This is a genomic window from Empedobacter sp. UBA7494 (assembly GCF_002478465.1).
Taxonomy (GTDB): domain Bacteria; phylum Bacteroidota; class Bacteroidia; order Flavobacteriales; family Weeksellaceae; genus Empedobacter; species Empedobacter falsenii_B.
In genome coordinates this window covers 9,975-35,577 of the sequence record NZ_DLOC01000041.1, presented here as the reverse complement: position 1 = coordinate 35,577, position 25,603 = coordinate 9,975, and the positions used below count along the sequence as shown (strand labels likewise).

At 31.4% G+C, this 25,603-nt stretch carries 26 protein-coding genes; 14 read left to right on the top strand and 12 right to left on the bottom strand.

Translation table 11 applies throughout. From position 1 onward, the window contains the following. Positions 1-26: 26 nt before the first annotated feature. On the bottom strand, positions 27-1,211 hold the full coding sequence (locus tag B4E95_RS04225) for an ABC transporter permease (protein ID WP_291090176.1): 1,185 nt from the start codon (positions 1,209-1,211) through the stop codon (positions 27-29). Beyond that, the gene (gene rbfA / locus B4E95_RS04220; protein ID WP_038334637.1) at positions 1,211-1,570 is read right to left on the bottom strand and encodes a 30S ribosome-binding factor RbfA; all 360 of its coding nucleotides are present in this window, start codon (positions 1,568-1,570) and stop codon (positions 1,211-1,213) included. Before rbfA ends, B4E95_RS04225 begins: the two co-directional genes overlap by 1 nt. A 95-nt stretch (positions 1,571-1,665) precedes the next feature. On the opposite strand from rbfA, the gene B4E95_RS04215 reads away from it, so the two are divergent. Next, positions 1,666-2,196, top strand: a complete 531-nt coding sequence (locus B4E95_RS04215; RefSeq protein ID WP_291090173.1) for an STM3941 family protein — start codon at positions 1,666-1,668, stop codon at positions 2,194-2,196. Between the two features lie 54 nt (positions 2,197-2,250). Beyond that, positions 2,251-2,649, top strand: coding sequence for a group III truncated hemoglobin (locus B4E95_RS04210; protein WP_291090170.1), 399 nt, complete (start codon positions 2,251-2,253; stop codon positions 2,647-2,649). A 58-nt stretch (positions 2,650-2,707) separates the two neighbouring features. Here the strand turns inward: B4E95_RS04210 and B4E95_RS04205 are convergent, their stop codons facing one another. From B4E95_RS04205 to B4E95_RS04185, 5 genes are all read right to left on the bottom strand, one after another. Further along, positions 2,708-4,081, bottom strand: coding sequence for an NAD-dependent succinate-semialdehyde dehydrogenase (locus tag B4E95_RS04205; RefSeq protein ID WP_291061882.1), 1,374 nt, complete (start codon positions 4,079-4,081; stop codon positions 2,708-2,710). Positions 4,082-4,228: 147 nt separating this feature from the next. Further along, a complete protein-coding gene (locus B4E95_RS04200) occupies positions 4,229-4,486 on the bottom strand; it encodes a hypothetical protein (protein ID WP_125349038.1) in 258 nt (85 codons plus the stop codon). A 73-nt stretch (positions 4,487-4,559) separates the two neighbouring features. Then, entirely contained in the window at positions 4,560-6,119 is a 1,560-nt protein-coding gene (dnaB, locus tag B4E95_RS04195; protein WP_115001280.1) for a replicative DNA helicase, read from the bottom strand. A 99-nt stretch (positions 6,120-6,218) separates the two neighbouring features. Next, positions 6,219-7,172: an acetyl-CoA carboxylase carboxyltransferase subunit alpha gene (locus B4E95_RS04190; RefSeq protein WP_038334644.1), complete on the bottom strand. Its 954-nt coding sequence runs from the start codon at positions 7,170-7,172 to the stop codon at positions 6,219-6,221. A gap of 157 nt (positions 7,173-7,329) precedes the next feature. Beyond that, the gene (locus B4E95_RS04185) at positions 7,330-8,508 is read right to left on the bottom strand and encodes a thiolase family protein (protein ID WP_291090167.1); all 1,179 of its coding nucleotides are present in this window, start codon (positions 8,506-8,508) and stop codon (positions 7,330-7,332) included. A 193-nt stretch (positions 8,509-8,701) separates the two neighbouring features. Here B4E95_RS04185 and B4E95_RS04180 point away from each other — a divergent pair, with 193 nt between their 5' ends. The 3 genes from B4E95_RS04180 (at position 8,702) to B4E95_RS04170 (ending at position 11,612) form a co-directional block, all read left to right on the top strand. Then, positions 8,702-10,012 (top strand): M28 family metallopeptidase, encoded by a 1,311-nt coding sequence (locus B4E95_RS04180; RefSeq protein ID WP_291090164.1) that lies wholly within the window; start codon positions 8,702-8,704, stop codon positions 10,010-10,012. Positions 10,013-10,475: 463 nt separating this feature from the next. Next, on the top strand, positions 10,476-11,048 hold the full coding sequence (locus B4E95_RS04175; RefSeq protein WP_125349041.1) for a hypothetical protein: 573 nt from the start codon (positions 10,476-10,478) through the stop codon (positions 11,046-11,048). Between the two features lie 117 nt (positions 11,049-11,165). Beyond that, complete coding sequence (locus B4E95_RS04170) at positions 11,166-11,612, top strand: hypothetical protein (RefSeq protein WP_125349042.1); 447 nt, start codon at positions 11,166-11,168, stop codon at positions 11,610-11,612. A 61-nt stretch (positions 11,613-11,673) separates the two neighbouring features. Here B4E95_RS04170 and B4E95_RS04165 read toward each other — a convergent pair whose 3' ends face one another. Further along, positions 11,674-12,627: an isopenicillin N synthase family dioxygenase gene (locus B4E95_RS04165; protein WP_291090160.1), complete on the bottom strand. Its 954-nt coding sequence runs from the start codon at positions 12,625-12,627 to the stop codon at positions 11,674-11,676. Positions 12,628-12,917: 290 nt separating this feature from the next. Between B4E95_RS04165 and B4E95_RS04160 the strand changes: the two genes are divergently transcribed. Both B4E95_RS04160 and hemF read left to right on the top strand, forming a co-directional pair. After that, positions 12,918-13,349, top strand: a complete 432-nt coding sequence (locus tag B4E95_RS04160; RefSeq protein WP_291074332.1) for a hypothetical protein — start codon at positions 12,918-12,920, stop codon at positions 13,347-13,349. 76 nt (positions 13,350-13,425) lie between these two features. Then, positions 13,426-14,328: an oxygen-dependent coproporphyrinogen oxidase gene (hemF, locus tag B4E95_RS04155; protein WP_291049071.1), complete on the top strand. Its 903-nt coding sequence runs from the start codon at positions 13,426-13,428 to the stop codon at positions 14,326-14,328. Between the two features lie 44 nt (positions 14,329-14,372). Here hemF and B4E95_RS04150 read toward each other — a convergent pair whose 3' ends face one another. Beyond that, positions 14,373-15,818 carry an RtcB family protein gene (locus tag B4E95_RS04150; protein WP_291090156.1) on the bottom strand — a complete coding sequence of 482 codons (1,446 nt, stop codon included), beginning with the start codon at positions 15,816-15,818 and terminating at the stop codon, positions 14,373-14,375. A gap of 17 nt (positions 15,819-15,835) precedes the next feature. Further along, positions 15,836-16,927 carry a slipin family protein gene (locus tag B4E95_RS04145; protein WP_291090153.1) on the bottom strand — a complete coding sequence of 364 codons (1,092 nt, stop codon included), beginning with the start codon at positions 16,925-16,927 and terminating at the stop codon, positions 15,836-15,838. A 725-nt stretch (positions 16,928-17,652) separates the two neighbouring features. Here B4E95_RS04145 and B4E95_RS04140 point away from each other — a divergent pair. Genes B4E95_RS04140 through B4E95_RS04130 form a run of 3 tightly spaced genes read left to right on the top strand, consistent with a single transcriptional unit; the run spans position 17,653 to position 19,310 of the window. Further along, entirely contained in the window at positions 17,653-18,672 is a 1,020-nt protein-coding gene (locus tag B4E95_RS04140; RefSeq protein WP_188319801.1) for a helix-turn-helix transcriptional regulator, read from the top strand. 40 nt (positions 18,673-18,712) lie between these two features. Then, the gene (locus tag B4E95_RS04135; RefSeq protein WP_125349048.1) at positions 18,713-19,018 is read left to right on the top strand and encodes a polysaccharide deacetylase family protein; all 306 of its coding nucleotides are present in this window, start codon (positions 18,713-18,715) and stop codon (positions 19,016-19,018) included. Beyond that, complete coding sequence (locus tag B4E95_RS04130) at positions 18,963-19,310, top strand: hypothetical protein (protein WP_125349049.1); 348 nt, start codon at positions 18,963-18,965, stop codon at positions 19,308-19,310. Before B4E95_RS04135 ends, B4E95_RS04130 begins: the two co-directional genes overlap by 56 nt. Before the next feature lie 222 nt (positions 19,311-19,532). On the opposite strand, the gene B4E95_RS04125 is transcribed toward B4E95_RS04130, so the two are convergent. Together B4E95_RS04125 and B4E95_RS04120 are read right to left on the bottom strand one after the other, a co-directional pair. After that, on the bottom strand, positions 19,533-19,874 hold the full coding sequence (locus B4E95_RS04125; RefSeq protein ID WP_125349050.1) for a phage holin family protein: 342 nt from the start codon (positions 19,872-19,874) through the stop codon (positions 19,533-19,535). A gap of 133 nt (positions 19,875-20,007) precedes the next feature. Beyond that, positions 20,008-21,543, bottom strand: a complete 1,536-nt coding sequence (locus B4E95_RS04120) for a glycine--tRNA ligase (protein WP_291053498.1) — start codon at positions 21,541-21,543, stop codon at positions 20,008-20,010. A 205-nt stretch (positions 21,544-21,748) separates the two neighbouring features. On the opposite strand from B4E95_RS04120, the gene B4E95_RS04115 reads away from it, so the two are divergent. The 4 genes from B4E95_RS04115 (at position 21,749) to B4E95_RS04100 (ending at position 25,575) form a co-directional block, all read left to right on the top strand. After that, positions 21,749-22,267, top strand: a complete 519-nt coding sequence (locus tag B4E95_RS04115) for a hypothetical protein (RefSeq protein WP_291090146.1) — start codon at positions 21,749-21,751, stop codon at positions 22,265-22,267. A 98-nt stretch (positions 22,268-22,365) separates the two neighbouring features. Beyond that, positions 22,366-22,812, top strand: a complete 447-nt coding sequence (locus B4E95_RS04110) for an HYC_CC_PP family protein (protein WP_291053504.1) — start codon at positions 22,366-22,368, stop codon at positions 22,810-22,812. A 126-nt stretch (positions 22,813-22,938) separates the two neighbouring features. Further along, positions 22,939-25,188, top strand: a complete 2,250-nt coding sequence (locus B4E95_RS04105; protein WP_291090143.1) for a TonB-dependent receptor — start codon at positions 22,939-22,941, stop codon at positions 25,186-25,188. 21 nt (positions 25,189-25,209) lie between these two features. Next, positions 25,210-25,575, top strand: a complete 366-nt coding sequence (locus B4E95_RS04100) for a heavy-metal-associated domain-containing protein (RefSeq protein ID WP_219035231.1) — start codon at positions 25,210-25,212, stop codon at positions 25,573-25,575. Positions 25,576-25,603 lie beyond the last annotated feature (28 nt).

Below are 25,603 nucleotides of genomic sequence, written 5' to 3'. Positions count from 1 at the left end.
AAGCTTTTTTTATGTCTTAATATTTTTTATTTCACTTGTCTGGAAACGATCCACGAAACTAAGCTTCCCAAACCTAAAACAGTTACAATAACTGCAACAAAATTTTCGACAGAAAAGATAAATGGAAATGGAACAGTTGGCGAAGCCATAACCAAACCAAAATCTATTTGTAATAATCCAATAACAGAGGCGATTAATAAACCTGTTGTCATCGCGATAAGGGTGATAATAAAACCAGTTTGAAAGAAAATATTACGAATGTTTTTTCGTGATAATCCAAAACTATACATCGTCTGAATTTCTTTCTTTTTATCCAAAATCAAGATAATAATTGTTCCTGCCAAATTGAAACATGCAATAATAATGACTAACGTGAAAATCAAATAACTGATTAAATTTTCCATATTCATTACTTTCAAGAAAGCTGAATCCAGATCTTGTCTGGTTTCGATTTTATAATGAGAACCCAATGCTTTTTGAAGTTGAATTTTCACTTCATTAAACGATTTTTTTCCAGTCGTTTTTACTTCAATCGAATAACACTGATTTTCGTTTAACAACAATAATTCTTGCGCCAAACCTAATGTCGTAAAGATGTGCTTGTCATATTGTTCGTTCAAAATAAAAACGCCAACGCTGTACGCATCTTTGCGAGTAAAAGCATCGCTTTCTTGTTTTATTAAACCTGTTCCAGCTTTTGGCATCATCAAATCTGCTGGCGTTATCGGATCGATATAAAGTTGTAAACGCTCTGCAATTCCATTCGAAACAATAAAATTATCATCGCGATTAAAATCTAAATATTGTCCACCATAAATCACTGTATCTAAACGCGTAACTTTGGTAAAGTTTTCGTCAACACCTTTCAAATAGGCAATATCTTGTTTTCCTTTGTAATCGATGTAGACTTTTTCTTCGATGATTTTAGAAAAAGCTTTGACATCTTTTTGTTGCTTTAATTGATCCACAACAAAAGTTAAACTGTCCAATACTTTTCCTTTCGAAGGTGATATTTTAATTTCAGGATTTACATTGCTATAATATTTTAAATTCATTTTTTCTAAGCCCGAAAAAACGGATAAAATAATAAACAAAGCTGCTGTAGCAACCAGAATAGCACCAACAGCAATCGATGTAATAATGTTTACGGCGTTTGTATTTGTTTTCGAAAAAATGTAGCGTTTCGCAATGTAAAGTGAAATGTTTCTCATTATAAGATTGGATTATTTCCTTCTCCTCTTAGCGCTTTGTCGATTTTGTCCATTTCGTCTAACGAATTATCTAAAATGAAAATTAATTCTGGCGTAATACGCATTTGTTTAGAAGCACTTTTTGATAAAATTCCTCTAAATAATGGTGTATTAACTCTAATTTCTTTAAAAATTTCGTCTTTTTGAGTACTTGGAAAAATACTTACATAGATTTTAGAAACGCTCAAATCTGGTGTTACTTTTACTTCTGTAACACTAATCAAATTTCCAGGGAATTCCTTTACAGCCCATTTTCTAAAAGCTTCTGCTAATTCTTCTTGAAATAATTTACTTACTTTTTGTTGTCTATTGCTATCCAATTCTATTCATTTTTATAATGACCGTAAAATTACTGCATTTTTTCGTGATTAAAAAGCTTCAGATTTATAGTTGATAATTTTTGTATATTTAATTTATGATAGAATGTGTAGAAATAAAATTAAGCAGAAAAAAAGGGATTTTAGCTTTGTTGGGAGCTATTGTGTTCATTGTTTTATGTTGTTTATTTATTATTGAGCCTAAAAGATTTATAAATCCTATTTTTAGAAATGAGCAATTTATTTTTTTTGTAGGGATTGTTGGGGTAATTCTATTTGGTGTTTTTGCTTTTTTTATTTTTAGAAAATTATTTGATAATAAATTTGGATTGATTATTTCTGAAGAAGGAATATTTGATAATTCTTCAGCGACAAGTGTAGGTTTAATTCAATGGAAAGATATTGTTTCTTATAAAGTTACTCAAGTCGTATCAACAAAATTTATTATGATTGAAGTTAATAATTCACAAGAATATATAGATAAGTGTAAATCTCTATTTATAAAAAAATCGTTAGAAGCGAATAACAAATTATACGGAACTCCGATATTGATAGCATCAAATTCTTTGATGTTGGATTTTAAAGCTTTAGAAGAAATAATTAAAGATTCTATCAAAAAATATAAATAAACTCCTAACCAAAATCATTCGAAATCAATCATTCTTCTTTGTAAATTTGTTTTAATGAAAAAAGATATTGAAACTTCAGAAGATGTTGCTTTATTGGTGAATATGTTTTACGATAAAGTGCAAAAAGATGACGTAATTGGTTACTTTTTTTCGGAAGTAGCGAAGGTAAATTGGGACGAACATTTGCCACATATGATTCAGTTTTGGGAAACTGTTTTGTTAGGAAAAGCAACTTTTGAAGGTTGGCCAATGCGAACACATTTGGTTTTGAGTCAAAAGGAGAAATTAAAACCACACCATTTCGAACGTTGGATTGAATTGTGGTACGGAATAATTGACGAAAAATTTGAAGGAGAAATAGCAAATGAAGCAAAAAATCGAGCAAAAATTATGCGTGATTTAATTCTTTTCAAAATTGACCAAATGGAACAAAAACAAGGATTTATTCAATAAAAAAATGCAACTTTTATGAAGTTGCATTTTTTGTATTATTTTAGATATGATTGAAAAATTATTTCGCAATCATGATTAATTTTTTATTGATAAACTCCATAATTCCAGCCTTAGAAAGCTCTCGTCCGTAACCCGAATGTTTTACACCTCCGAAAGGTAAATCTGGGCTTGATGAAACTTGTTTGTTCACGTAAACCATTCCCGAATCTATTCTACGAGCGATTTTCTCCGCATTCGGAACATCTTCTGTATAAATAGAAGCGCCTAATCCGTAAGGCGTATCATTCGCAATTTTGATTGCTTCTTCTACATCTTTCACTTTCCAAATACAAACCACAGGTCCAAAAACTTCTTCGTCATAAGCCTTCATTCCAGGTTTTAAATCTGTCAAAATTGTTGGTTGTAAAAAGAAACCATCACAATCAATACGTTTTCCTCCCGAAACAATTGTTGCTCCTTTATTCGCTGAATCATTAATTTGATCCAATAATTTTTCTAATGCACTTTCCGAACTTACAGGTCCCATATTGGTATCTGCCTGTGTAGGATCACCAACTTTCATTCCGTTTACATAGGCCGTAATTTTTTTCAGATATTCATCGTAAATGCCTTCTTGTACAATAATACGTTTCGAAGAAGTACACGCTTGTCCAGCATTACGTAAACGACCGTTAATGGTTCCGTTCATCACTTTTTCGATATCCGCATCATTCAAAACGATCATTGGATCAGAACCACCAAGTTCTAAAACCGAAGGTTTTACATTTTTACCAGCGATACTTGCAACCTCTGCACCAGCAGCTTCTGAACCAGTCAAAGATACACCAACAATTTTTGGATTATTAATAATCGAATCTGTGTCTTTTCCTGACATCAATAAGTTTTTGTACAAACCTTTTGGAGCGCCAGCAGCAGTAAACATTTCTTCGAAAGCGATTCCACATTGCGGAATATTAGAAGCCGTTTTCAAAACAACTGTGTTACCAGCCATAATGTGAGGCCCAGCAAAACGTGCAATTTGAGAAAAAGGAAAGTTCCAAGGCATGACACCTAATAACACACCAATAGGTTCTGAAACCACATAAGCGTCACCTTTTTCTGTTTGTAAAGGAACATTTGCCAAGAATTCTTCAGCATTATCAGCGTAATATTCGATGATATTTGCACTATAATCAATTTCAATTTCGCTCTCATACAATGGTTTTCCCATTTCTGTTGTAATCAAAGCAGCTAATCGAGTTTTTTGCTTGCGCATTTCGTTTGCAACACGTTTCATTACAGCTTTTCTTTCTTCGAAAGATTCGAATCGCCATGTTTGATATAATTCGTTTGCGTCGTCTATATATTGATTGATTTCTTCGCTTGTGTAGGCTTGAAATTCTTTTTCGATTTTACCTGTAGCAGGATTTAATGTTCTGATTGAACTTGCCATTTCACTCTTTATTTAATGTATACAAAGTTGTAGCAATTCTCGTTCCTAACAAAACTTTTAGGATAAATAAAACTGATAGTTGATGAGATTTTAGAAGGTTTGAACAATAAAGTAAGTATAAATGAACAATAGAAATTAGAAGAATGATTATTTATCTAAATCAGTTGCTGAATTTGTTCGTGATAAAAACCAAATTGTTCCGTTTTTACTTTTCATTTTTTTATTTGCTAAAATAATTCCTAATATTAATCCTGTTAGAATGAAGATAGAACCAATAATTAAATTAGAAATTGATTTATTTTGAAAATAAATCAACAATCCAATTATGAAGCCAATAATAAAGGGTGATATAAAGATTTGAATCCAACCATAAAGTTCTGCAATAAATTCTAGATTCTTTTTCATAAAGTAAATATTTATGATTGATTAAAATTATCAAATCTTAATAGAACAATTCGTTCAAAATAAAATCATTCTTTTAAAACGGTAAATTATCGTCGTCGTTGTTCATCGAACTTGTGAATTCTCCGCCGAAATCTCCAAAAGCATCAGAAGGATCGATAGCAGATAAATTCATTGCACTTCCCATTTCTTGAGAACCATCATTCATCGAGCTTTGAATTTCGAAATCTCCACCAAATGAAGTTTCTAAATCGGTAAATTTAGCTTGCTCATTAATGAATCGTAGACGCACATTTTCTAACGCACCATTACGGTGTTTAGCAATGATAAATTCGGCTTGACCAGCGCAAGGTTCACTTTCATCATCCCAATATTCTAATTTATAATATTCGGGACGATAAATAAACGAAACGATATCGGCATCTTGCTCAATCGCTCCAGATTCACGTAAATCCGATAATAATGGACGCTTGCTTCCTCCACGAGTTTCTACCGAACGAGATAACTGCGAAAGTGCAATAACAGGAATACTTAACTCTTTTGCGATTGCTTTTAAGGAGCGCGAAATCATCGAAATTTCTTGCTCACGGTTTCCATTTGCTTTTCCACCAGCAGTCATTAACTGTAAGTAGTCAATCAAAATCATTTTTACACCATGTTGAGAAACCAAACGACGCGCTTTTGCTCTTAAATCGAAGATAGAAAGGGCAGGCGTATCGTCAATGTAAAGCGGTGCATTTTCAAGACCTTTTACTTTTGTATATAATTGTTTCCATTCGTGATCGGCTAATTTTGCTTTACGCAATTTTTCACCCGAAATTCCAGTTTCACCCGAAATCATACGCGTAATCAACTGAACAGAAGACATCTCTAATGAAAAAACAGCAACTGGAATATTTTTGTCCACTGTCATATTTTTCGCCATCGAAAGGATAAAAGCGGTTTTCCCCATACCAGGACGAGCGGCTAAGATAATCAAATCCGATTCTTGCCAACCCGAAGTAATTTTATCAATTTCTGTAAATCCAGAAGATAAACCAGACATTCCTTCTTTGGTAGATTGGGCTTTAATTTTGTCAATCGCTTCTGTAACTAAATCTCTTGCTTCCGAATAACTACGCTTGATTCCACCTTCTGTAATTTCGAATAATTTCGATTCAGAATAATCCAGTAAATCAAATACATCGGCAGTATCATCGTATGATTTTTCAATGACTTGATTCGAAATTTCAATTAAACGACGAAGAATATATTTTTCTTGAATGACACGAGCATAATACTCCACGTGTGCAGAAGAAGAAACTTTTTGCGTTAATTGAATCAAATAATAATCACCTCCAACACGATCTAATTTGCCTTCACTTTTCAACTCATTCGAAACCGTTAATAAATCAATAGGTTCTGAATCGTTAAATAATTTTTGAATGACAGCATAAATCGCTTGATGCTCTGGACGATAAAAAACTTGCGGTGTAAGAATGTCAATGACTTCATCCAACCCTTTTTTATCAATCATCATCGCACCAAGTACAGCTTGCTCTAAATCAACAGCTTGTGGAGGAAGTTTACCTTTCTCTAAACCAATGACATTGTGCTTGTTAGCTGGTATTTCGGGATTATAATTTGCTTGTTCCATAAGAGTTTCAAAATTAAATAAAAAAACGAGATATAACTAATTTTATATCTCGTTTTAAAATTGTATATTCTACAATAAGTATTATTGTAAAACAATATTTTATCCTGAAAATTCTCCGAATTTGATGTAACGTTCTTGACGTTGTTGTTGTAATTCTTTTGGAGAAAGTTTTTTCAATTCGTTGTAAGTGTCTAAAACTTTATTTTTCAAGTTTGTGTACGCAACTTCTGGTTTGTAGTGTGCTCCACCAAGCGGTTCTTGAATGATGTCTTCAATTAATCCTAATTCTAACATATCAGGACCAGTTAATTTCATTTGCGAAGCAGCTTGCTCTTTGTAATCCCAACTTCTCCATAAAATTGTAGAACAGTTTTCTGGTGAAATTACAGAATACCAAGTGTTTTCTAACATGAAAACTTTGTTTCCAACTCCAATTCCTAATGCTCCACCTGAAGCTCCTTCACCAATTACAATTGTAATGATAGGAACTGTAAGTTTCAACATTTCGTAGATGTTTTTAGCGATAGCTTCACCTTGACCTCTTTCTTCAGCTTCTAAACCAGGATATGCACCAGGAGTGTCGACTAAAGTCAAGACAGGAATATTAAACTTTTCTGCTAACTTCATCAATCGTAAAGCTTTGCGGTAACCATCTGGATTAGACATTCCGAAACGACGATATTGTCTTTCTTTGGTATTTTTCCCTTTTTGTTGACCAATAATCATAAAAGTTTGACCATTGATTTTTCCCATACCACCAACCATTGCTTTATCGTCAGCAAAAGTTCTATCTCCGTGAATCTCGATAAACGTGTTATCTGTGATCGCGTAAGCGTAGTCTAAAGTATAAGGGCGAGAAGGGTGACGAGACAATTGTACACGTTGCCATGGCGTTAAATTACCATAGATTTCCTTCTTTTTATTTTCAATTGCAATTTCAATTTCAACGCAAGCCTGTTTGATGTTAACACCGCTTCCTTCGCCGACGATTTGACAGCTTTGTAACTGTTCTTCTAAATCTTTGATAGGTTGTTCAAATTCTAAATATTCCATACAAAAGTGTTTGTTCAATCCAACAAATATAGAAAAGGTTTTTAAGCCAATTATAATAAATGTCGAATGTTTTTCAGATTTTTTACAAGTATTTTAATTTCAAAAGATAAAAAAGCGTCTACAGATTAGACGCTTTCATCGTGTATTTGATCTAAAATTAAATTTTTTCGATAATCATTGCAGATGCTCCACCGCCACCATTACAGATAGCTGCACATCCAATTTTTCCTCCATTTTGCTCTAAAACATTTAATAATGTAACCAAAATTCTTGATCCAGAATTTCCAAGTGGATGACCAATAGAGACCGCACCACCATTTACATTGACTTTAGAAGCATCAAGGTTTAATAATTTAGTATTTGCAATTCCAACAACTGAAAACGCTTCGTTAAATTCCCAGAAATCAACATCAGCAGCTGTCATATTTGCTTTTTTCAATAATTTTTCAACCGCTTTAGCTGGTGCAGTTGTAAATTTTGAAGGTTCTTGAGAAGCATCAGCATAAGCAATAACTTTTGCAAGAGGTTTTAATCTTAATTCGTTTGCTTTATCCAAAGACATTAATACTAAGGCAGAAGCTCCATCATTAATTGTAGAAGCATTTGCAGCAGTTACAGTTCCGTCTTTAGAGAAAACAGCGCGCAAACCTGGAACTTTATCAAAGTTTACATTTTTATATTCTTCGTCTTCTTTAAAAATTACTGGTTCACCTTTGCGTTGAGGAATTTCTACAGGAACAACTTCGTTGTCAAATTTTCCAGCAGCCCAAGCAGCAGCAGATTTTTTGTAAGAATTAATCGCAAATTCATCTTGCTCTTCACGAGAAATATTGAACTCAGTTGCACAAGTATCTCCGAAAAGTCCCATCATTTCTTTGCTGTAATAATCTTGCAAACCATCGTTCACAATTCCATCTAACAAAACAGTATTTCCGTATTTATTTCCAGTTCTTGCATTTGGTGAATAAAAAGGAACCATTGACATGTTCTCCATACCTCCAGCAACTACAACATCTGCGTCACCTAAACGAATCGCTTGTGTAGCAAACATTACAGCTTTCATACCAGAAGCACAAACTTTGTTTACCGTTGTTGCAGGAATTGTATTTGGTAAACCTGCTTTTATCATTGCTTGCTTAGCAGGTGCTTGTCCTTCACCAGCTTGCAATACATTTCCCATATATACTTCATCAACCAAAGATCCATCTAAGTTGATTTTATCTAAAGCTCCTTTAATAGCTGTTGCGCCTAAATCTGTAGCTGGAACGCTAGATAAACTTCCCAAAAAAGATCCCATTGCTGTACGAACAGCTGAAACTATTACGACTTCTTTCATTTAATTTGTGATTTGTTGTTTTTATTATGATAACTTAATAATGCAAGATATAAAATTTATAGTAGTATTAATTTGATTTACTTTTTAAAGATTTTTTAAATTTGTTATTGACTTAATACAGATAATTGATTTTTTTTGTTAAAATGATAATTATCTTAGAATAGAATATTTTTTGAAGAATAAAATGATTAAAATGCTGAAGATAAAAATGATATTATTTGGTTTGATTTCGTGTTTTGTAATTACAATCGGAAATGCGCAAACCTTTGATCAAAAATATTTTAAATCAATTTTAGATTCGCTTACGTCAAATTCGTTTGCTGGCAGAGGTTATGTAGAAAATGGAATGACAAATGCTGGAATTTATTTACAAAACGAATTTCAAAAAAATGGATTGAAGTCTTTTTCTAATCGTTATAATCAAACATTTACTTTTCCGATTAATATTATCAAAGATGCAAAACTGAAAATTAATGGAAAAGAATTAAAATATGGAATTGATTTTATTGTAAAGCCAAGTTCTAAATCAATTTCGAAAACCAATTCACCTTTTTATATTTTTGACACAAAAGCCTATGTGGAATCTTTTCAGTCGAAAGATAAAACGAGGAATTTTATTGTGAAAGATGATGAATCGCAAAAAGGAAAACATATTATTTTGCCGCCTTTAGTGACTTCTGTAGATTCTATTCAGAAATATTACAAACAATGGGCGAATATTTATGAGAAAAATGAAAATGAAAATGAAAATCGAGCGATTTTTAGATTTACATCAGATAAATTGACTTCAAGTCTTAGTCAACGACAATCTTCTATTTCAGAATTTATTATTTCGGATAAATTTTATTCTAAAAATTTAAAAATAAACGATTATTCTATTGATTCAGAGTTAAATAATTCATTCGAAGCAAATAATATAATTGGTTATATTGACGGAAAGAACAATGATAGCGTAATTGTGATTTCTGCTCATTATGATCATTTAGGGAAAGTTGGACAAACTATTTTTCCTGGAGCGAGTGATAATGCGAGCGGAAGTGCAATGATGATGGCGCTGATGAAGTATTATTCAAAACATCAGCCTAATCATAGAACGGTTTTTATGGCTTTTGCAGGTGAAGAAGCGGGGATTTTAGGCGCAGATTATTATGTTAATCATCCTCTTTTTCCATTGAATCAAATCAAATTTTTAGTCAATTTAGATATTATGGGAGCGGGCGATCAAGGAATTCAAGTTGTGAATGGTAAAGTTTTTAAAAATCAATTTGAAAAATTAGTTGAATTCAATCAAACAAATAAATACCTAAAAGAAGTTAAAATTCGAGGAGAATCGTGTAATTCCGATCATTGTCCGTTTTATTTGAAAGGTGTTCCGTCGTTTTTTATTTACACATTAGGAGGAAAAGGTTTTTATCATGATCCCAATGATACAGCTGAAAGTTTGGATTTGAGTTCCTCTGAAAAAGTATATAATTTGTTGAAAGCTTTTATTGATAAGTTATAAAAAAATAATCCGTTCAAAGTGAACGGATTACTAACCAACCTAAACTACTATAAAAAACTCTAAAAAGTAAAAAGAGTGCGAGTAATTCCAAACTTCATAAATCAATTTCGTTATACTCGTTGTTACTCTTTGTCTTACTATCTATGAATAAATTATTTGACACTGCAAATGTCTAACTTTTATGTCTTGTTTGGAAAAATTGTAAAAGATTTTATTTATAATAGTTATAGAGAATATTTATAATAAACGTTTGTTGTCGGATATTAAACTTTGTATTAATTTGTTAAAAACAAACAATAATAGTTAAAGTGTAATTGTATGAAAGCGTACTTTAACACCTTTTTAACTATTTGTTTACGAAAATATGATGAAATGATAAGATTTGAAATCTTTTCAACTAAATTTGATTTTTGAATCGTAAAGACTTCATAAATTTAAACAAATTTTAAACCAAAACGCCAAAATGAGACTTTTTTTATTGGTTTTTTCCTTACATATTGTGTTATTTGTTGATGCGCAAAATGTTAACCCAAATCAAATTCGAACAAAAATTTACGATACTATTTTACAAGATATCCAAAAACAAAGTTTAGAATTTCCGAACAAAAAAATTGTGGTAGATCCTACGATTAATAAGTTTGAAGATTATAAAATGGACGAATTTGGGCTGAAATTAGATTCGGCGAAATATCTACAAGACACTTCAATTTGTTCTAAATTAACAACCTATAAATGCGTTTCGAAATTTGAGATTGATAATTATTCGATTACCAATGTTTACAAAGATGAAGCAGATGCGTTATATCCTGACTTTTATGGGATTTATGCACCAATCGATTCGTGGTACAATTTGATTTATTATGCGGCTGTTAATCATTTTGAGAAGGATAGAGAATTTCAATTTAACGTCTTAATTCCAGTTCGAAATGTGCAAATGAAAAATAAAACGATGAAGGAAAAAATGTTCTTTTATAACGTTTTGTTTGATGAGCAATTTAAGATTCTAAAATTTGAAAAATTATTATTAAAACATTAAAATTCAATCAGAAAAGTTGTAAATTAGCAAGACTCAAATTTTTAATTGATGTTAAACGTTAGCGCTTATATAGACGAGCTTTTGCAGTTATCAAAAGGCAATTTACGGATTTGCCGTATGAATTGGTGGCTTTTAAAATACGAAGATGAATTTGAGAAAGCAATAGAACAAACGTCTTGTAAAAAGTGGCAAAGATGGCTTTATAATGGAGAACATCCATATCCATGTGTTTGTCCAAAGCGCGAAAAATTATGCGTTTTTATCGATTTATATCGTGAATTGGATCGTTTGACACAAGTGCAACGTTTAGAGAATTTTTTTCACGAATATTTTCAAAAATTTGAGTTGATTAAAGATTCAAAAGAATCTTTAAAAAATTGGATGAATGATATTCGTCCAACGATTTCTTCCATTTATTTATTATTGGATAAGAATGATAATCTAAAAATTAGATTTTATAATTCGGATCCAGTTTTGGAAGTGGATATCAATAAAAATGATTATAAATACACCTTGTTGTGTTTGGATATTTTTAACTACAACATGTACGTAAGAGGAATGTAAAAGAAAAGAGAGTTGACGAAAATCAACTCTCTTTTTTATGAAATAATAGATTAAATATGGCTTATTTAATTAAACCAATTTCTCTTAAACGCTGAGTTAAGAAATCCCCAGCTGTAAAATCTTCAAATTGTTTTGGATTTTCTTCTGTTACACAATCTTCTAAAACAGATAAGTCCATTTCAGAAACTGGATGCATAAAGAATGGAATAGAAAAACGAGATGTTCCCCATAATTCTTTCTCTGGATTAACCACTTGGTGAATTGTAGATTTCAATCTGTTGTTTGTGTGACGAGATAACATATCACCAACATTAATCACCAATTCGTCGTCAGCAGCAATAGCATCAACCCAAGTTCCATCGTGACGTTGCACTTGTAATCCACGACCTTGCGCTCCCATTAACAATGTAATCAAGTTAATATCTCCGTGAGCACCTGCGCGAACCGCATCTTTAGGCTCTTCTGTGATAGGAGGATAGTGAATTGCTCTCAAAATAGAGTTTCCGTTTTTCACTTTATCATCAAAGTAAAACTCGTCTAAACCTAAGAATAAAGCCAAAGCACGTAAAACGTAAACACCAGTTTTTTCTAATTGTTTGTATGTCTCTTCACCATAAGTGTTAAAACCTGGAACTTCGTTTACATCAACATTTTCTGGATAGTTGTATTTCGCTTTATCTTCTTCAGTTAAATACTGTCCAAAATGCCAAAATTCTTTCAAGTCACCAACAGTTCTACCTTTAGCATGTTCGTTTCCGAAAGCTGTATAACCGCGTTGACCACCAATTCCTTCTACTACATAAGTTTGTTTTGTTTCTGTAGGTAAAGCGTAAAATTCGCGAACGCTTTTATATAAATTTTCAACTAATTCGTCAGATAAAAAATGTCCTTTCAAAGCAACGAATCCGATTTCTTCGTATGCTTGTCCAATTTCGTTGACAAATTTTTGTTTTCTTGCTGGATCATCAGATAAAAAGTCTGCTAAATTAACCGATGGAATTCCGTTTTGTGACATTTATATTTTGTTTTATAAAATTTCTTCTGCAAAGGTATAGAAAGATTTCTTTTGTGAATAATATTGTTAATAACTTTTTTGGATTGCTATTGGTTTGATTTAAAATTAAATCGTTTAAATGATTTTAATTGGCTAAAATATTTATTTTTAATGCTATTAAGTTTATTTTGAAGGTTCTATTGATTTTGATAAATATAAGTATTTACTATTTAAAATTGTATTTTAATATATATTACTTATAATTCTGATAATGGATATGGGTTTTGTTATATTACAAAAAATTAAAATGAATGAAATTACTATTTACTTTTTTATTATTTAGTTCAATTGTCTTTGCTCAAGAAAAAGGGAAGGCTAGGATGATGATTTATCCTGGTTGTGAAAAATTTGAAAAGAAAGGTGTAAAGAAGTTAGCAGACTGTTTTAGTAAGGATTTTAATAAACAGCTATTGCTTGAAGTTGAACAGGTGTTAAAAAATAATGGTTTGACAATTAATGAAATAAATGTAAATGCAAAAGTTAAATTTGAGATAAATAAAGAAGGTGAATTTCAAGATTTAGAAATAAATGGGAATGATTCAGAAAAATTACTTATAGAAGAGGCTTTTGTGAATTATGTTTTAAAATTGAAAAAAGACAACAAAAAAATAATTCCAGCTTTTACTGAAAAAGGAGAACCTGCAAGATTAATTTTTGATATACCATTTAAAATTATAAATTAAGGTTTGAAATTTTATTAATCTTAAGGCTAATTTTATCACAAGGAGATTTCATTCTATATTTGCAAAAATATTTATGATGAAAGATCAATTTTTTCAATATATACAAGACTTACAAAGTAAAATTATAGCCAAACTTGAAGAAGTTGATGGTAAAGCTAAATTTTTACGAGATAATTGGGAACGCGAAGAAGGAGGTGGTGGATTATCTTGTGTTTTAACTGACGGAGCTGTTTTTGAGAAAGCTGGCGTTAATATATCTAAGGTTTATGGTGAATTACCAGAAACCATGCAAAAGGCTTTGAATGTTTCTTCGGGTAAATTTTTTGCTTGTGGATTGAGTTTGGTTATTCATCCAACAAGTCCACATATTCCGACGACTCATGCAAATTGGAGATATTTTGAAATGTATGACAAAGAAGGAAATATTGTCGATCAATGGTTTGGAGGAGGTCAAGATTTGACGCCATATTATTTGGATGAAAAAGATGTGATGCATTGGCATACAATCTGTAAAAAAAGTTGTGATGCGCATGATGCGGCTTTTTATTTAAAGTATAAAGAAGAATGTGATAAATATTTTTGGAATACGCATCGAGAAGAAGCGCGTGGAATAGGAGGTTTGTTCTTTGATTACTTGAAACCAACTTCAGAAAAAACAGTTGAACAATGGTATGATTTCGTAACAGAAGTAGGAAACTCATTTTTGGAGGCGTATATTCCGATTGTTGAAAAACACAAAAATGATGAATTTTCTGCTGAACAAAAGGAATGGCAAGAAATTAGACGAGGTCGTTATGTAGAATTTAATTTGATTCATGATAGAGGAACTTTGTTTGGTTTGAAAACCAATGGACGAATAGAATCTATTTTGATGAGTTTACCCAAACATGTACAATGGCATTATAATCATCAGCCAGAAGAAGGTTCTGAAGAATATAGATTAGTAGACGTGTTAAAACATCCAAAAGATTGGATTTAATCAATAAAATATAAAATGCCTGAACAATTTGTTCAGGCATTTTTTTAATCTTCTCTTGATCCGTCATCAGCCATTCTGACCATTTTAGGCGTAAAAGTAGCCACAACATCAACCAGATCTTGTTGCGCAGCCATTACTTCGTGAATATCTTTGTACGCCATCGGCGCTTCATCTTTTCCACCGCCAATTAATGTAATTCCAAAATCGTTCAAATAATCATTTATCTTGTTTTGTGATAATGATTTAATTGCTTGTGTTCGGCTCATTTGACGACCAGCACCATGCGAAGCCGAATGAATAGAATTTTCTTCACCTTTACCTCGAACCAAAAATCCTGGCGCAGTCATAGAACCTGGAATAATTCCCATCACATCTTTAGAAGCTGGCGTTGCACCTTTTCGATGAACAATGACTTCTTCGCCGTTGTAAATTTCTTTCCAAGCAAAATTATGATGATTTTCTACTTTAGCTAAAACTTCTGCACCGATAGATTTTTTAATTTTTTGATGAATAATTTCGTGACAAGCCGAAGCATATTCACCAGCCAAATTCATCGTAATCCAATATTCTTGACCTTCTGCAGAATCCAAATCCAAATAAGCTAAATTTTGTGCTTTATACGGAAGTTTACAAATTTCTTTTGCAATTTTTGTATAATGTCCAGCGATTGTAGCACCGAAACCTCTCGATCCAGAATGCGTTAATAACGCTAAATACGAACCTTTTTTGATGTTCAGTTTCTTATCATCTTCTTTGAAATCAATCAGACCAAATTCTACAAAATGATTTCCTCCTCCAGAAGAACCCAATTGCGACCACGCTTTATCTTTTAAATTTTGAATAAATGAATTTGTTTCGAATTTTGCATCATCCAAAATCTGATGTTCAGCTTTGTATTGACCATGAAAACCATGTCCTGCACCAAATTTTGTATTTTTTATCAAAGCTTCTTTTAACGAATCGTGATGTTCAAAATAATGAGAAGCAGGTAAATCATAAATCGATAAAGCCATTCTACAACCAATATCAACGCCGACGCCATAAGGAATAATCGCATTTTTCGTAGCTAAAACTCCACCAATTGGCAAACCATAACCTTGATGTGCATCTGGCATAATTGCGCCAGCAACGGTAACAGGAAGTTTCATGGCTACTTTCATTTGTTCCAAAGCGCCGTCCTCAATTTTTTCTGCACCATAAATTTTAAAATCGTTTGGATTTTCATTCAATTCAATCAAGTTTTCATCTTGATTTGGTAAATGAATTCCATCAATAAAGCCTTTTGCAAGTGTTTTGAAAACTTCATCTTCTAAAAAATCTTGTGGCGAAGACAAAACTTGCGCATATTTATCAAGCATTTCAGCTTTTGTATAACCATTTCTTTTTTTGTTGATTTTTAAGGCAATTCCTAAAATTTCGTTTTCAGGATAACCTAAGGCAATCAAATCGTTTCCATTGATCGGTTTATTTTGTTGTTCAGTTGTTTTCATATAATTTAGTTAGAATATTATTTCGTAAACATTGTTTTTAGTTCATTTAACACATTCGATCCACCAGAAATTGAGATTTCTCCCACTTTATCGGCAATTTTTTCGATGTATTCCATTTCTTTTAATTTCCATAACGTTTCGTTTTCTTCCATCAATTTCGCAGTGTTCAATAAACTTCTTGTCGAAGCAGTTTCCTCACGACGCGTAATCGAATTAGCTTGAGCCGTTTTTTCGGCAATCAAAACACGGTTCATAATTTCTCTTATTTCTCCAGGAAGAATAATGTCTTTCATACCTGCGTCAATCAATTTTAGACCAATTTCTTGGAATTGAGCTTGATATTTTTGAATGATATAATTCGTTACCGAATTTTTATCTGACATCAAATCATCAAAATTCATGTTTCCAATAAATTCTCTCAAACCTAATTGAATCGCTTGATAAATCATTTTTTCGAAATCTTTGTTCGATTGATAAGCGTTTAACAAATCAGTAATTTGATAATTTACCATAAAATTGATTCGTAATTGCGCTTTATCTTTCGTCAAAATTTCTTGTCCCGAAATTTCAATTGTTTGCGGACGCATATCAAAAGATACCATCGAGATTTTAACTTCGTTGTTATAAAATTTATACTCGCCAGCTTTTAAAACTGAATTAAATTCATTGTCTTTAAATAAAATTCCTTCATGATAAGTTGGAATAGAAATAATACGAATCGCACCAGCTTTTCTTAAAATATCTATTTCTCTTTTTGTTAAATTCTTAATTTCGTCAGTAGAATTTAAATCAAATTTTACAGCTTTTAATTGAGTCGAATTTTTCCAAATCATCACGTTTTTATTGTAAAATGAATCATAGATTTGATTGTTTTTGTAAATAATCAACACTTCGTTATGTAAAACTTCGATAAAATCTACCATCGATTTCAATGTTTCATTTTCTAAAAATATTGCATAGTATTTTTCATCAATTATTTCGTTAATGTTTAATTTTTCGATGTTTTTATTAAAGAAAATCCAATAGTTTCCTTTTGTATAAATTTTTTCTACTTCGTTATTTTTGATATAGATTCCAATTTCTTGGTTGTTAATTGGTAATTTTTTCATTATCTAATTTTTTATAAGTTTTTACTATTTTATATTTCTCCTTTATCGAAGAATCTTTTTCTAAATTTTTTAATTAAAAAAGCTAAATCATTTTCCTTTTTTAAAACGGAATTTGAAGTTTGAGCAGCTTATTTTGATTTCTTGTTTTAATCATTTTTTTCAAATCATTTTGACTTGATTTTTTAGTTTAAACTTTTGAAATCAATCATCAACTAAAGTTTCAAATTCAGGTTTTAAACAAGTTTTTGATCTTATTTCAAATTCATTTCTAGGAAATATATTCTCTATTCGAAAAGAAAACTTTTTAGCTTTTGTTTCCAATGGTACCCTTTCGGGCGATAAACAGATTAAAGTCTGTGTGAATTGCTCTACCCACTGAGCTATTTCAGTTTCCTGAAAGTAGGAATCGAACCTACGACCCATCCGCTGGAGATTTTAATTATTCAGAATAGAAGTGATGAAACAATTTCTACTACAATGCTATACTGAAACATTTGTCAAGGAATAATTAAAATCGTTTGGTTTTTAAACCTTTGACAAAGTTGGAGTAGAAGTGTGCAAGTGAATTGCGCAATAAAATATTTTTTCGAATTAATTTGTAAACGATTATTAACAGAGGGTTTTATATTGAAAATATTTTGAATAAAATTTGAAATAAAAATTTCTGCGCAAATAGATTGCGTACTTTGATTTGAAATTTGTAGTATTGAACAAAGAAATCAACCATGGCAACCAATAAAATTGCATTAATACGTTATCAAACGATCGATAAATGTCTTCAAAATCATTTCAGAAAATGGACATTAGAAGATTTGATAGAAAAAGTTTCGGAAGCTTTGTATGAATACGAAGGAATAACTTCTGGCGTTTCGAAACGGACAATTCAAAGCGACATTCAGGTGATGCGAAGTGATAAATTGGGTTATCATGCGCCAATTGTTGTTCGAGAAAAAAAGTTTTATGAATATGAAGATCATAATTATTCGATTCATAATTCGCCTGTTTCGTCTGCAGATTTAGATAAAATGAAAGAAGTGATTTCGGTGATGAAACAATTGAATGGTTTTAATTATTTTGATGATATGAACGAGATTATTACGCGTCTCGAAAATAATTTATCCAAGCAAACTCATCAACAACCAAATTATATTCAGTTTGAGGAAAATGCATTGTTAAAAGGTTTGGAGCATTTGAATCGATTGTATCAAGCAATTGTGAAGAAGCAGTCTTTGCTGATTTCTTATCAATCGTTCAAAGCAAAAAATCAAGAACCAAAACAACAAGTTTATTATCCGTATTTGTTGAAAGAATACCGTAATCGCTGGTTTTTATTGGCTAAATCGAGAAAAGATAAAAATTTGTATACGTTGGCTTTGGATAGAATTGTTGAGTTTTATGAATTGGCAAATGAACCTTTTATCGATGAGCAAGAAATTAATTTTGATACGTATTATAACAATGCGATTGGTGTAACGAAAAGTGTGAAAGAAAGGGAGCAGCGTGTTGTTTTTCGTGTGAATAAAAAATTAGCGCCTTATGTGGTGACAAAGCCAATTCATGCTACGCAAAAAGTGTTGGAAGTGACGGACGAAGGAACTTTATTTTCGATAGAAGTTGTACATAATTTTGAGTTGGAACGTGAGCTTTTAGGTTTTGGAGAAGAAATAGAAATTCTTGCTCCAAGATTAGTGAAAAAAAGAATCAAAACACGGTTAGAAAAAGCATTAGAAAAATATAAAAAATAGAATTTCTTTCATACATTTAATTCATTAAAAACTAACTTAAATGATATGGAATAAAAGAATAATGACACTTTTGAGTGTCTTTTTATTAATCTTCTCGACAAATTTGCTTGCACAAAAAGCGAGTGATTTTGTGAAGAAATATATCTATTTAACTTTTGATGATGGACCTTTGAATGGAAGTGAAAATATGGATGAGGTTTTCAAAAATGAGAAGTTAAAAGTGACTGTTTTTCTTGTTGGAGAACATGTGGAGAAAAATAAAACAATGACGGATTATTTTAAATATTACGATGATAACCCGTATATCGAAGAATGTAACCATAGTTGGACGCATGCGAATGAATGATCAGTACAAAAACTTTTATAGTAACGAGCAAACGTCGGTTGCGGATATTTTGAAAAATCAATCGACATTAAAATTGCAAGATAAAATTGTTCGTTTACCTGGAAGAAATATGTGGAGATTGGATGGGAAATCGAAGAATGATGGAGCTTCTGGTGTACAAACGGCTGATGGTTTAGCAAAGTTGGGATATAAAGTTATTGGTTGGGATTTGGAATGGACGCATCATGGAAAAGATGGAACACCGGTGCAATCTGTTCAAGCGATTTATAAACAAATTGTTAATCAATTATAATCGAATAAGACCTTTGCAAATAATAATATAGTTATGTTAATTCATGATGAGATGTTTCAGAATAAATGGGAAGAGTCCGAATTGAAAAAATTGGTTGATCTTCTTAAAAAACATGATAACTATATTTTTGAGCAAATAAAATTTTATCCTCAATAAAACTTTTATAAAATACAAAAGCTGTCCAATTTTGGACAGCTTTTTATATGTAATAATCTGTATAAATTAGTCTCCCATCATTCCTCCAACTAAAGAATTGACAATTGCTAAAACAATACCAAATAATAATGCGTACCAGAATCCGTCAACATGGAAACTATCTCCCATAATTGCGCTTGCTAATAAGATAATAATTGCTGTAATCACAAAAGAAAATAAACCTAATGTTAAGATTGTTACAGGTAAACTAATAATGTTTAAAATTGGTTTTACAATAGCGTTTAAAAGTCCGATAACAAGTGCAACAATAATCGCAGAACCATATCCTTTTACAGATACTCCAGGTAAAATGTTAGCAAGTCCGAAAACAACTAATGCTGATACCAAAAGATTAATAATAAAGCCCATAATTTGTATTTTTTAGATTAATATATCTAATTAAAATCAAAAGCTTTGCCAAATTGTTAAAAATTTTAATAAAAAATAAAAAAAGCTCAGAAATTTCTGAGCTTTTGCTTTATTGTATTGAAAAATTCTCTTTTTATAATTGTTCAAAAAGATATTTCATGTTGACTTCTTTGTCGATAATTTGAGCTAACTCATTAATATTAACACGTTTTTGCTCCATTGTATCACGGTAACGTAAAGTAACAGAATTATCGTTTAATGAATCGTGGTCAACAGTGATACAGAAAGGTGTTCCAATCGCATCCATACGACGGTAACGTTTACCGATAGTATCTTTTTCTTCGTACATTACGTTGTAATCTAAACGTAATTTCTTCAAAATTTCTTTCGCTAATTCAGGTAAACCATCTTTCTTTACCAATGGTAAAACTGCAGCTTTAATTGGCGCTAATGCAGCTGGTAAAGATAATACAACACGTTCTGATCCATCTTCTAAAACTTCTTCTTTCAATGAATTTGAGAAAACTGCTAAGAACATACGATCCAAACCTACAGAAGTTTCTACAACATAAGGTGTGTACGATTCGTTTGTTTCGTTATCGAAATATTGAATTTTTTTACCTGAATGTTGTTCGTGAGCTTTCAAATCGAAATCTGTACGAGAGTGAATTCCTTCTAATTCTTTGAATCCGAATGGGAATTTAAACTCAATATCAGCTGCAGCATTTGCGTAGTGCGCTAACTTTTCGTGATCATGGAAACGGTAATTTTCATTTCCTAAACCTAATGTTTGGTGCCAACGTAAACGCGTTTCTTTCCATTTTTCATACCAATCTAACTCTGTTCCTGGTTTTACGAAAAATTGCATTTCCATTTGTTCAAACTCACGTTGACGGAAAATAAATTGACGTGCAACAATCTCATTACGGAAAGCTTTACCAATTTGAGCAATTCCGAATGGTAATTTCATACGACCAGATTTTTGTACGTTCAAGTAATTTAAGAAAATACCTTGAGCCGTTTCTGGACGTAAATATAAATCCATTGCTTGATCAGCTGTCGCTCCTAATTTAGTTCCGAACATCAAGTTGAATTGACGAACTTCAGTCCAGTTTTTAGAACCAGTTACAGGATCAGCAATTTCTAATTCTTCAATCAAAGCTTTTACGTCATCTAAATCTTCGTTTTCCAAAGATTTTCCCATGCGCGCTAAAATTGTATTGATTTGATTTTGATATTCTACAACACGAGGATTTGTCGCAACAAATTGATCTTTATCAAAAGCATCACCGAAACGTTTTGCAGCTTTTGCAACTTCTTTCTCGATTTTACCTTCAATTTTCGCACAATAATCTTCAATTAAAACATCGGCACGGTAACGTTTTTTAGAATCTTTGTTATCAATCAAAGGATCATTAAATGCGTCAACGTGGCCCGAAGCTTTCCAAGTAGTAGGGTGCATAAAAATAGCAGAATCAATGCCGACAATGTTTTCGTGCATTTGTACCATTGCTTTCCACCAATATTGTTTGATGTTATTTTTTAGCTCAGCTCCGTTTTGACCATAATCGTAAACGGCTGATAATCCATCATAAATCTCACTCGATTGAAAAATGAAACCATATTCTTTCGCATGAGAAACTACTTTCTTGAAAATATCTTCTGACATAATTAATTGTGTGTTCTTATTTAAAGTGCAATTTTAGTGATTTTTGATGACTATTGAGGTATATTTTGATAAAATCGTAAGGCTTTAAGCACTTATTCTAATTTTTGAGAAGATTATTAGCGGAATGATTGATTTTATAAAATCGGATTATTTCAATTTCAATCAAAAAAACATACTTTTAAATCATAAAAAAAATGATAACCGTATGAAAAAGTTTATTCTTCCTATTCTATTATTAAGTTTTGTTGCAAGTTGTAATTCTAACAATTCATCTTCTTCGTCTACAGAAAATAAAGTTGAAAATGAAGTGAAAAATTCGGTTAAAGAATCAGATGTTAATTATAATGTTGCGCTTGATTTTATGAATAATTATGTGGATTATATTATGGATACAATTGTTAAAATAAATCAAGATGAGTATATTAAACAAAACGAATTGTTGACGCAAAATTTTAAAGATCGATATAAATTTGTGCAAGATTCTGCTTATAAAGTTGAGCCAGAAGTTGGTTTAGATTTTGATCCGATTGTCGATGGACAAGATTTTCCGGATAAAGGATTTAAAATAAAATCGATTGATAAAGCAACAGATTTGGTGACTTTACAAGGAGTAGATTGGCAAGATTTTGAAGTCGTTTTGAAAGTTGTTAACGAGAATAATAAATCGTTAGTAAATGGTTCTGGAATTATTAATATACCGACCAACAAGCAACCGAAAAGATAATTTAGTAAAACTGAAAATTCTATAAGGAACTTGGAAAATGATATAAATTTCAGTTTGTTTTGATTTGAATTTTTTGTTTATTTTTGTCCAACATGAAAATGCAACAGTACATAAAGTATGTTTTGTCGGTGGTTTTGATTTTTTCAAATCTTAGCTACGCATTTTCTATGCACTTTTGTCAAGGAGTGGTTGAGCAAGTGAAGTTGAATCATTTGGATAATAATTCACACGAAATGGAAGTTTCTACTTCGTGTTGCCCTCCAAAAACAGAAAAAAAACATTGCGAATTACCAGAAAACAATAAGTCTAAAAAAGACGATTGTTGCAAGGATATTTCTTATTCGGATAAGTTTGTAGAAAAGCAAACTGTCAAAATACAGAAACTTGTTCCGATAAGTTTTTTAGCTTCTGAAATTCTTCAAATTAGAATTTCGATTCAAGATGAAAAGGTGAGCAATCAATCAAATTTTCTTGATTTTTATGTTGCGTCAAATGCGCCGCCAAATTATATTCTCAATTCTCAATTAACATTTTACGAAGGATAATGTCTGTTGTTTTTGATTAAATCAATCAGAAAACAATAAACTATTATCTGAATATTAAAGTATTTGATGAAAATCTAATCAACAAGTACACAATAATAAATAGGCATTATGCCTTAAATCGTAAAAATGAAAAAAATATTCACTTTAGGATTTATACTAAGTGCTGCGTTTTCTTACGCACAATCTACATTAAAGGGAAAAATTACAGATCAAAATCAACAACCAATCGTTGGAGCAGAAGTGTTTTGGCAATCGTCAGATATTTCTGTTATTACAGATGAAAAGGGAAACTTTGAGATCGAAAATTATCAACCAACCTCAATTTTAGGTGTTTTTTATGACAATGAAACGACAACTTTTAAGGAATTAAAATACGAATTTCAGAATATCACCATCAATGTAAAAGATCATTTTGGGGATACTTCGTTGAATGAAGTTGTGGTTCGTGATACAAGCAGTTCGCTTAAAAAATCGAAGTTTGCAACTAATATGACGACAATGACAGGAAAGGAATTGTTGAAAGCGGCTTGTTGTAATTTAGCTGAATCTTTCGAGACAAATCCTTCTATTGATGTTAATTTTTCTGATGCTGTGACAGGAAATAAGCAAATTAAAATGTTAGGTTTAACATCGCCTTATATTTTGATTGCAGAAGAAAATATACCAAATGTTCGTGGAGCTTCTCAAGCTTTTGGGCTTAGTTTTACACCAGGAACTTGGGTAGAAAGTATTCAAGTGACGAAAGGTGCAGGTACAGTGATTAATGGTTACGAAAGTATTTCTGGACAGATTAATACAGAATTAATTAAGCCTTCGAATGATATTCCGTTGTTTGTAAATCTTTATGGTTCGACAGATTCTCGTTTTGAAGGAAATGTGCATTTGAACAAAAAATTGAATGATAAATGGAGTACTTCTTTGTTTATGCATGGAAATGCACGCGTTTCGAAGAATGATATGAACGATGATGGATTTTTAGATAATCCGCTTGGACATCAAATTAATGTGATGAATCGTTGGCAATATCAAAATTTAGAAAAAGGTTGGGTTGGATTTTTATCTGCAAGATATTTGAATGATGCAAAACAAGCTGGACAAGTAGATTTTGATAAAGATCGAGATAAATTGACAACAAATTATTGGGGATCAGAAATCAATACAAATCGTGTGGATGTTTTATCAAAAATTGGGTATGTTTTTCCAGAAATACCTTATCAAAGTATGGGCTTACAAACGGCGTTTAGCTATCATAAACAAGATTCTTACTTCGGATTGAATCAATATGATATTGAGCAACAAAGTTTTTATTCCAACTATATTTTCAGTTCGATTATTAGCAATACAAAAAATAAATTTTCTACAGGAGCGAGTTTTACGTATGATAAATTCAAAGAATTTGTAGCGCTTCCGACTGATGTAAATTATAATCGAATTGATAATTCTGCGGGAGCATTTTTCGAATATACGTTTGATAATATGAAGAATTTCAACATGATTGCTGGGCTTCGTGGAGATTATCATAATCGAATGGGCTTTTTCTTGACACCTCGTTTGCATACGCGTTATACACCAGTAAAAGGAACAACGATAAAAGCGTCGGTTGGTCGTGGAAAACGAATCAATAATATATTTGCAGAAAATCAGAATTTATTTGCATCTTCAAGACAATTTAATATTTTGCGCGATAGAAATGGAAAAATATATGGTTTAGATCCAGAAATTGCATGGAATTATGGATTTAGTGTGACGCAAGAGTTTAAATTATTTGGAAAAAATGCAGATGTAACAGTAGATTTTTATCGAACAGATTTTCAAAATCAAATCGTAACTGATATCGATTATTCGGCTTGTCAAGTAAGATTTTATAATTTAGAAGGAGATTCGTATGCAAATTCCTTCCAATTTGATTTTAATTATAATCCATTTACAAATTTCAAAATTAGAGCATCTTATAAATATTACGATATCGCAACAGATTATGAAAAAGGAAAATTAGAACGTCCGTTGCAAGCGAAACATCGTTTCTTTACAAATTTAGAATACGAAACACGTGAAAGAAATGGTAAAAATTGGCGTTTTGATGCGACGTATAATTGGATTGGAAAACAGCGTTTACCAAATACATCAGATAATTTGCCAGAAAATCAGTTGAATGAATATTCGAATCCATTTGGGACAATTAATTTCCAGATTACACGTGTTTTTTCAAAACGTTTTGAAGTATATATTGGAGGAGAAAATGTAACGAATTATCAACAACATCGCGTAATTTTAGGAGCAGATAATCCTTTTGGTTCAAATTTCGATAGTTCGATTGTTTATGCGCCAATTTTTGGACAAATGTATTACGCTGGATTAAGATTTAGTTTAAAATAAAATCATAAAAATAATAAAACAATGAAAAAAATATTAGCCTTTGCTTTGGTTACGACTTTAGGAATTAGCGCACAAGCACAAAATAAAAATGCGAAACACGATTTACACGTTAAAGGAAATTGTGGACAATGTAAAGATCGTATTGAAAAAGCAGCTTATGGTGTAAAAGGTGTAAAATCTGCTGAATGGGATAGTAATACGCAAAATTTACATATCATATTGAATGAGAAAAAGAGTAAAGTGGATGATGTAGAAAACGCTGTAGTAGCGGTTGGACACGATACTGATAATAAACGTGCAGAAGTAAAAGTGTACGGAAATTTACCTTCTTGTTGTTCATATGATCGTGAAGGTTCAGCTGGGGAAGCTAACACACATAGTCACTAAAATAAAATTATAAACAAAAAAGGGATTT

Bases quoted from the DNA above. Each gene is read 5' to 3' on its own strand.
- B4E95_RS04170 (WP_125349042.1), top strand. From the start codon at position 11,166: ATGAATTGGTGGCTTTTAAAATACGAAGATGAATTTGAGAAAGCAATA.
- B4E95_RS04215 (WP_291090173.1), top strand. From the start codon at position 1,666: ATGATAGAATGTGTAGAAATAAAATTAAGCAGAAAAAAAGGGATTTTA.
- B4E95_RS04205 (WP_291061882.1), bottom strand. From the start codon at position 4,081: ATGGCAAGTTCAATCAGAACATTAAATCCTGCTACAGGTAAAATCGAA.
- B4E95_RS04225 (WP_291090176.1), bottom strand. From the start codon at position 1,211: ATGAGAAACATTTCACTTTACATTGCGAAACGCTACATTTTTTCGAAA.
- B4E95_RS04110 (WP_291053504.1), top strand. From the start codon at position 22,366: ATGCAACAGTACATAAAGTATGTTTTGTCGGTGGTTTTGATTTTTTCA.
- dnaB (WP_115001280.1), bottom strand. From the start codon at position 6,119: ATGGAACAAGCAAATTATAATCCCGAAATACCAGCTAACAAGCACAAT.
- B4E95_RS04210 (WP_291090170.1), top strand. From the start codon at position 2,251: ATGAAAAAAGATATTGAAACTTCAGAAGATGTTGCTTTATTGGTGAAT.
- B4E95_RS04105 (WP_291090143.1), top strand. From the start codon at position 22,939: ATGAAAAAAATATTCACTTTAGGATTTATACTAAGTGCTGCGTTTTCT.
- hemF (WP_291049071.1), top strand. From the start codon at position 13,426: ATGAAAGATCAATTTTTTCAATATATACAAGACTTACAAAGTAAAATT.
- B4E95_RS04185 (WP_291090167.1), bottom strand. From the start codon at position 8,508: ATGAAAGAAGTCGTAATAGTTTCAGCTGTTCGTACAGCAATGGGATCT.
- B4E95_RS04145 (WP_291090153.1), bottom strand. From the start codon at position 16,927: ATGAAAAAATTACCAATTAACAACCAAGAAATTGGAATCTATATCAAA.
- B4E95_RS04135 (WP_125349048.1), top strand. From the start codon at position 18,713: ATGATATGGAATAAAAGAATAATGACACTTTTGAGTGTCTTTTTATTA.
- B4E95_RS04200 (WP_125349038.1), bottom strand. From the start codon at position 4,486: ATGAAAAAGAATCTAGAATTTATTGCAGAACTTTATGGTTGGATTCAA.
- B4E95_RS04175 (WP_125349041.1), top strand. From the start codon at position 10,476: ATGAGACTTTTTTTATTGGTTTTTTCCTTACATATTGTGTTATTTGTT.
- B4E95_RS04130 (WP_125349049.1), top strand. From the start codon at position 18,963: ATGATAACCCGTATATCGAAGAATGTAACCATAGTTGGACGCATGCGA.
- B4E95_RS04190 (WP_038334644.1), bottom strand. From the start codon at position 7,172: ATGGAATATTTAGAATTTGAACAACCTATCAAAGATTTAGAAGAACAG.
- B4E95_RS04180 (WP_291090164.1), top strand. From the start codon at position 8,702: ATGCTGAAGATAAAAATGATATTATTTGGTTTGATTTCGTGTTTTGTA.
- B4E95_RS04150 (WP_291090156.1), bottom strand. From the start codon at position 15,818: ATGAAAACAACTGAACAACAAAATAAACCGATCAATGGAAACGATTTG.
- B4E95_RS04115 (WP_291090146.1), top strand. From the start codon at position 21,749: ATGAAAAAGTTTATTCTTCCTATTCTATTATTAAGTTTTGTTGCAAGT.
- B4E95_RS04160 (WP_291074332.1), top strand. From the start codon at position 12,918: ATGAAATTACTATTTACTTTTTTATTATTTAGTTCAATTGTCTTTGCT.
- B4E95_RS04140 (WP_188319801.1), top strand. From the start codon at position 17,653: ATGGCAACCAATAAAATTGCATTAATACGTTATCAAACGATCGATAAA.
- B4E95_RS04125 (WP_125349050.1), bottom strand. From the start codon at position 19,874: ATGGGCTTTATTATTAATCTTTTGGTATCAGCATTAGTTGTTTTCGGA.
- B4E95_RS04165 (WP_291090160.1), bottom strand. From the start codon at position 12,627: ATGTCACAAAACGGAATTCCATCGGTTAATTTAGCAGACTTTTTATCT.
- B4E95_RS04120 (WP_291053498.1), bottom strand. From the start codon at position 21,543: ATGTCAGAAGATATTTTCAAGAAAGTAGTTTCTCATGCGAAAGAATAT.
- B4E95_RS04100 (WP_219035231.1), top strand. From the start codon at position 25,210: ATGAAAAAAATATTAGCCTTTGCTTTGGTTACGACTTTAGGAATTAGC.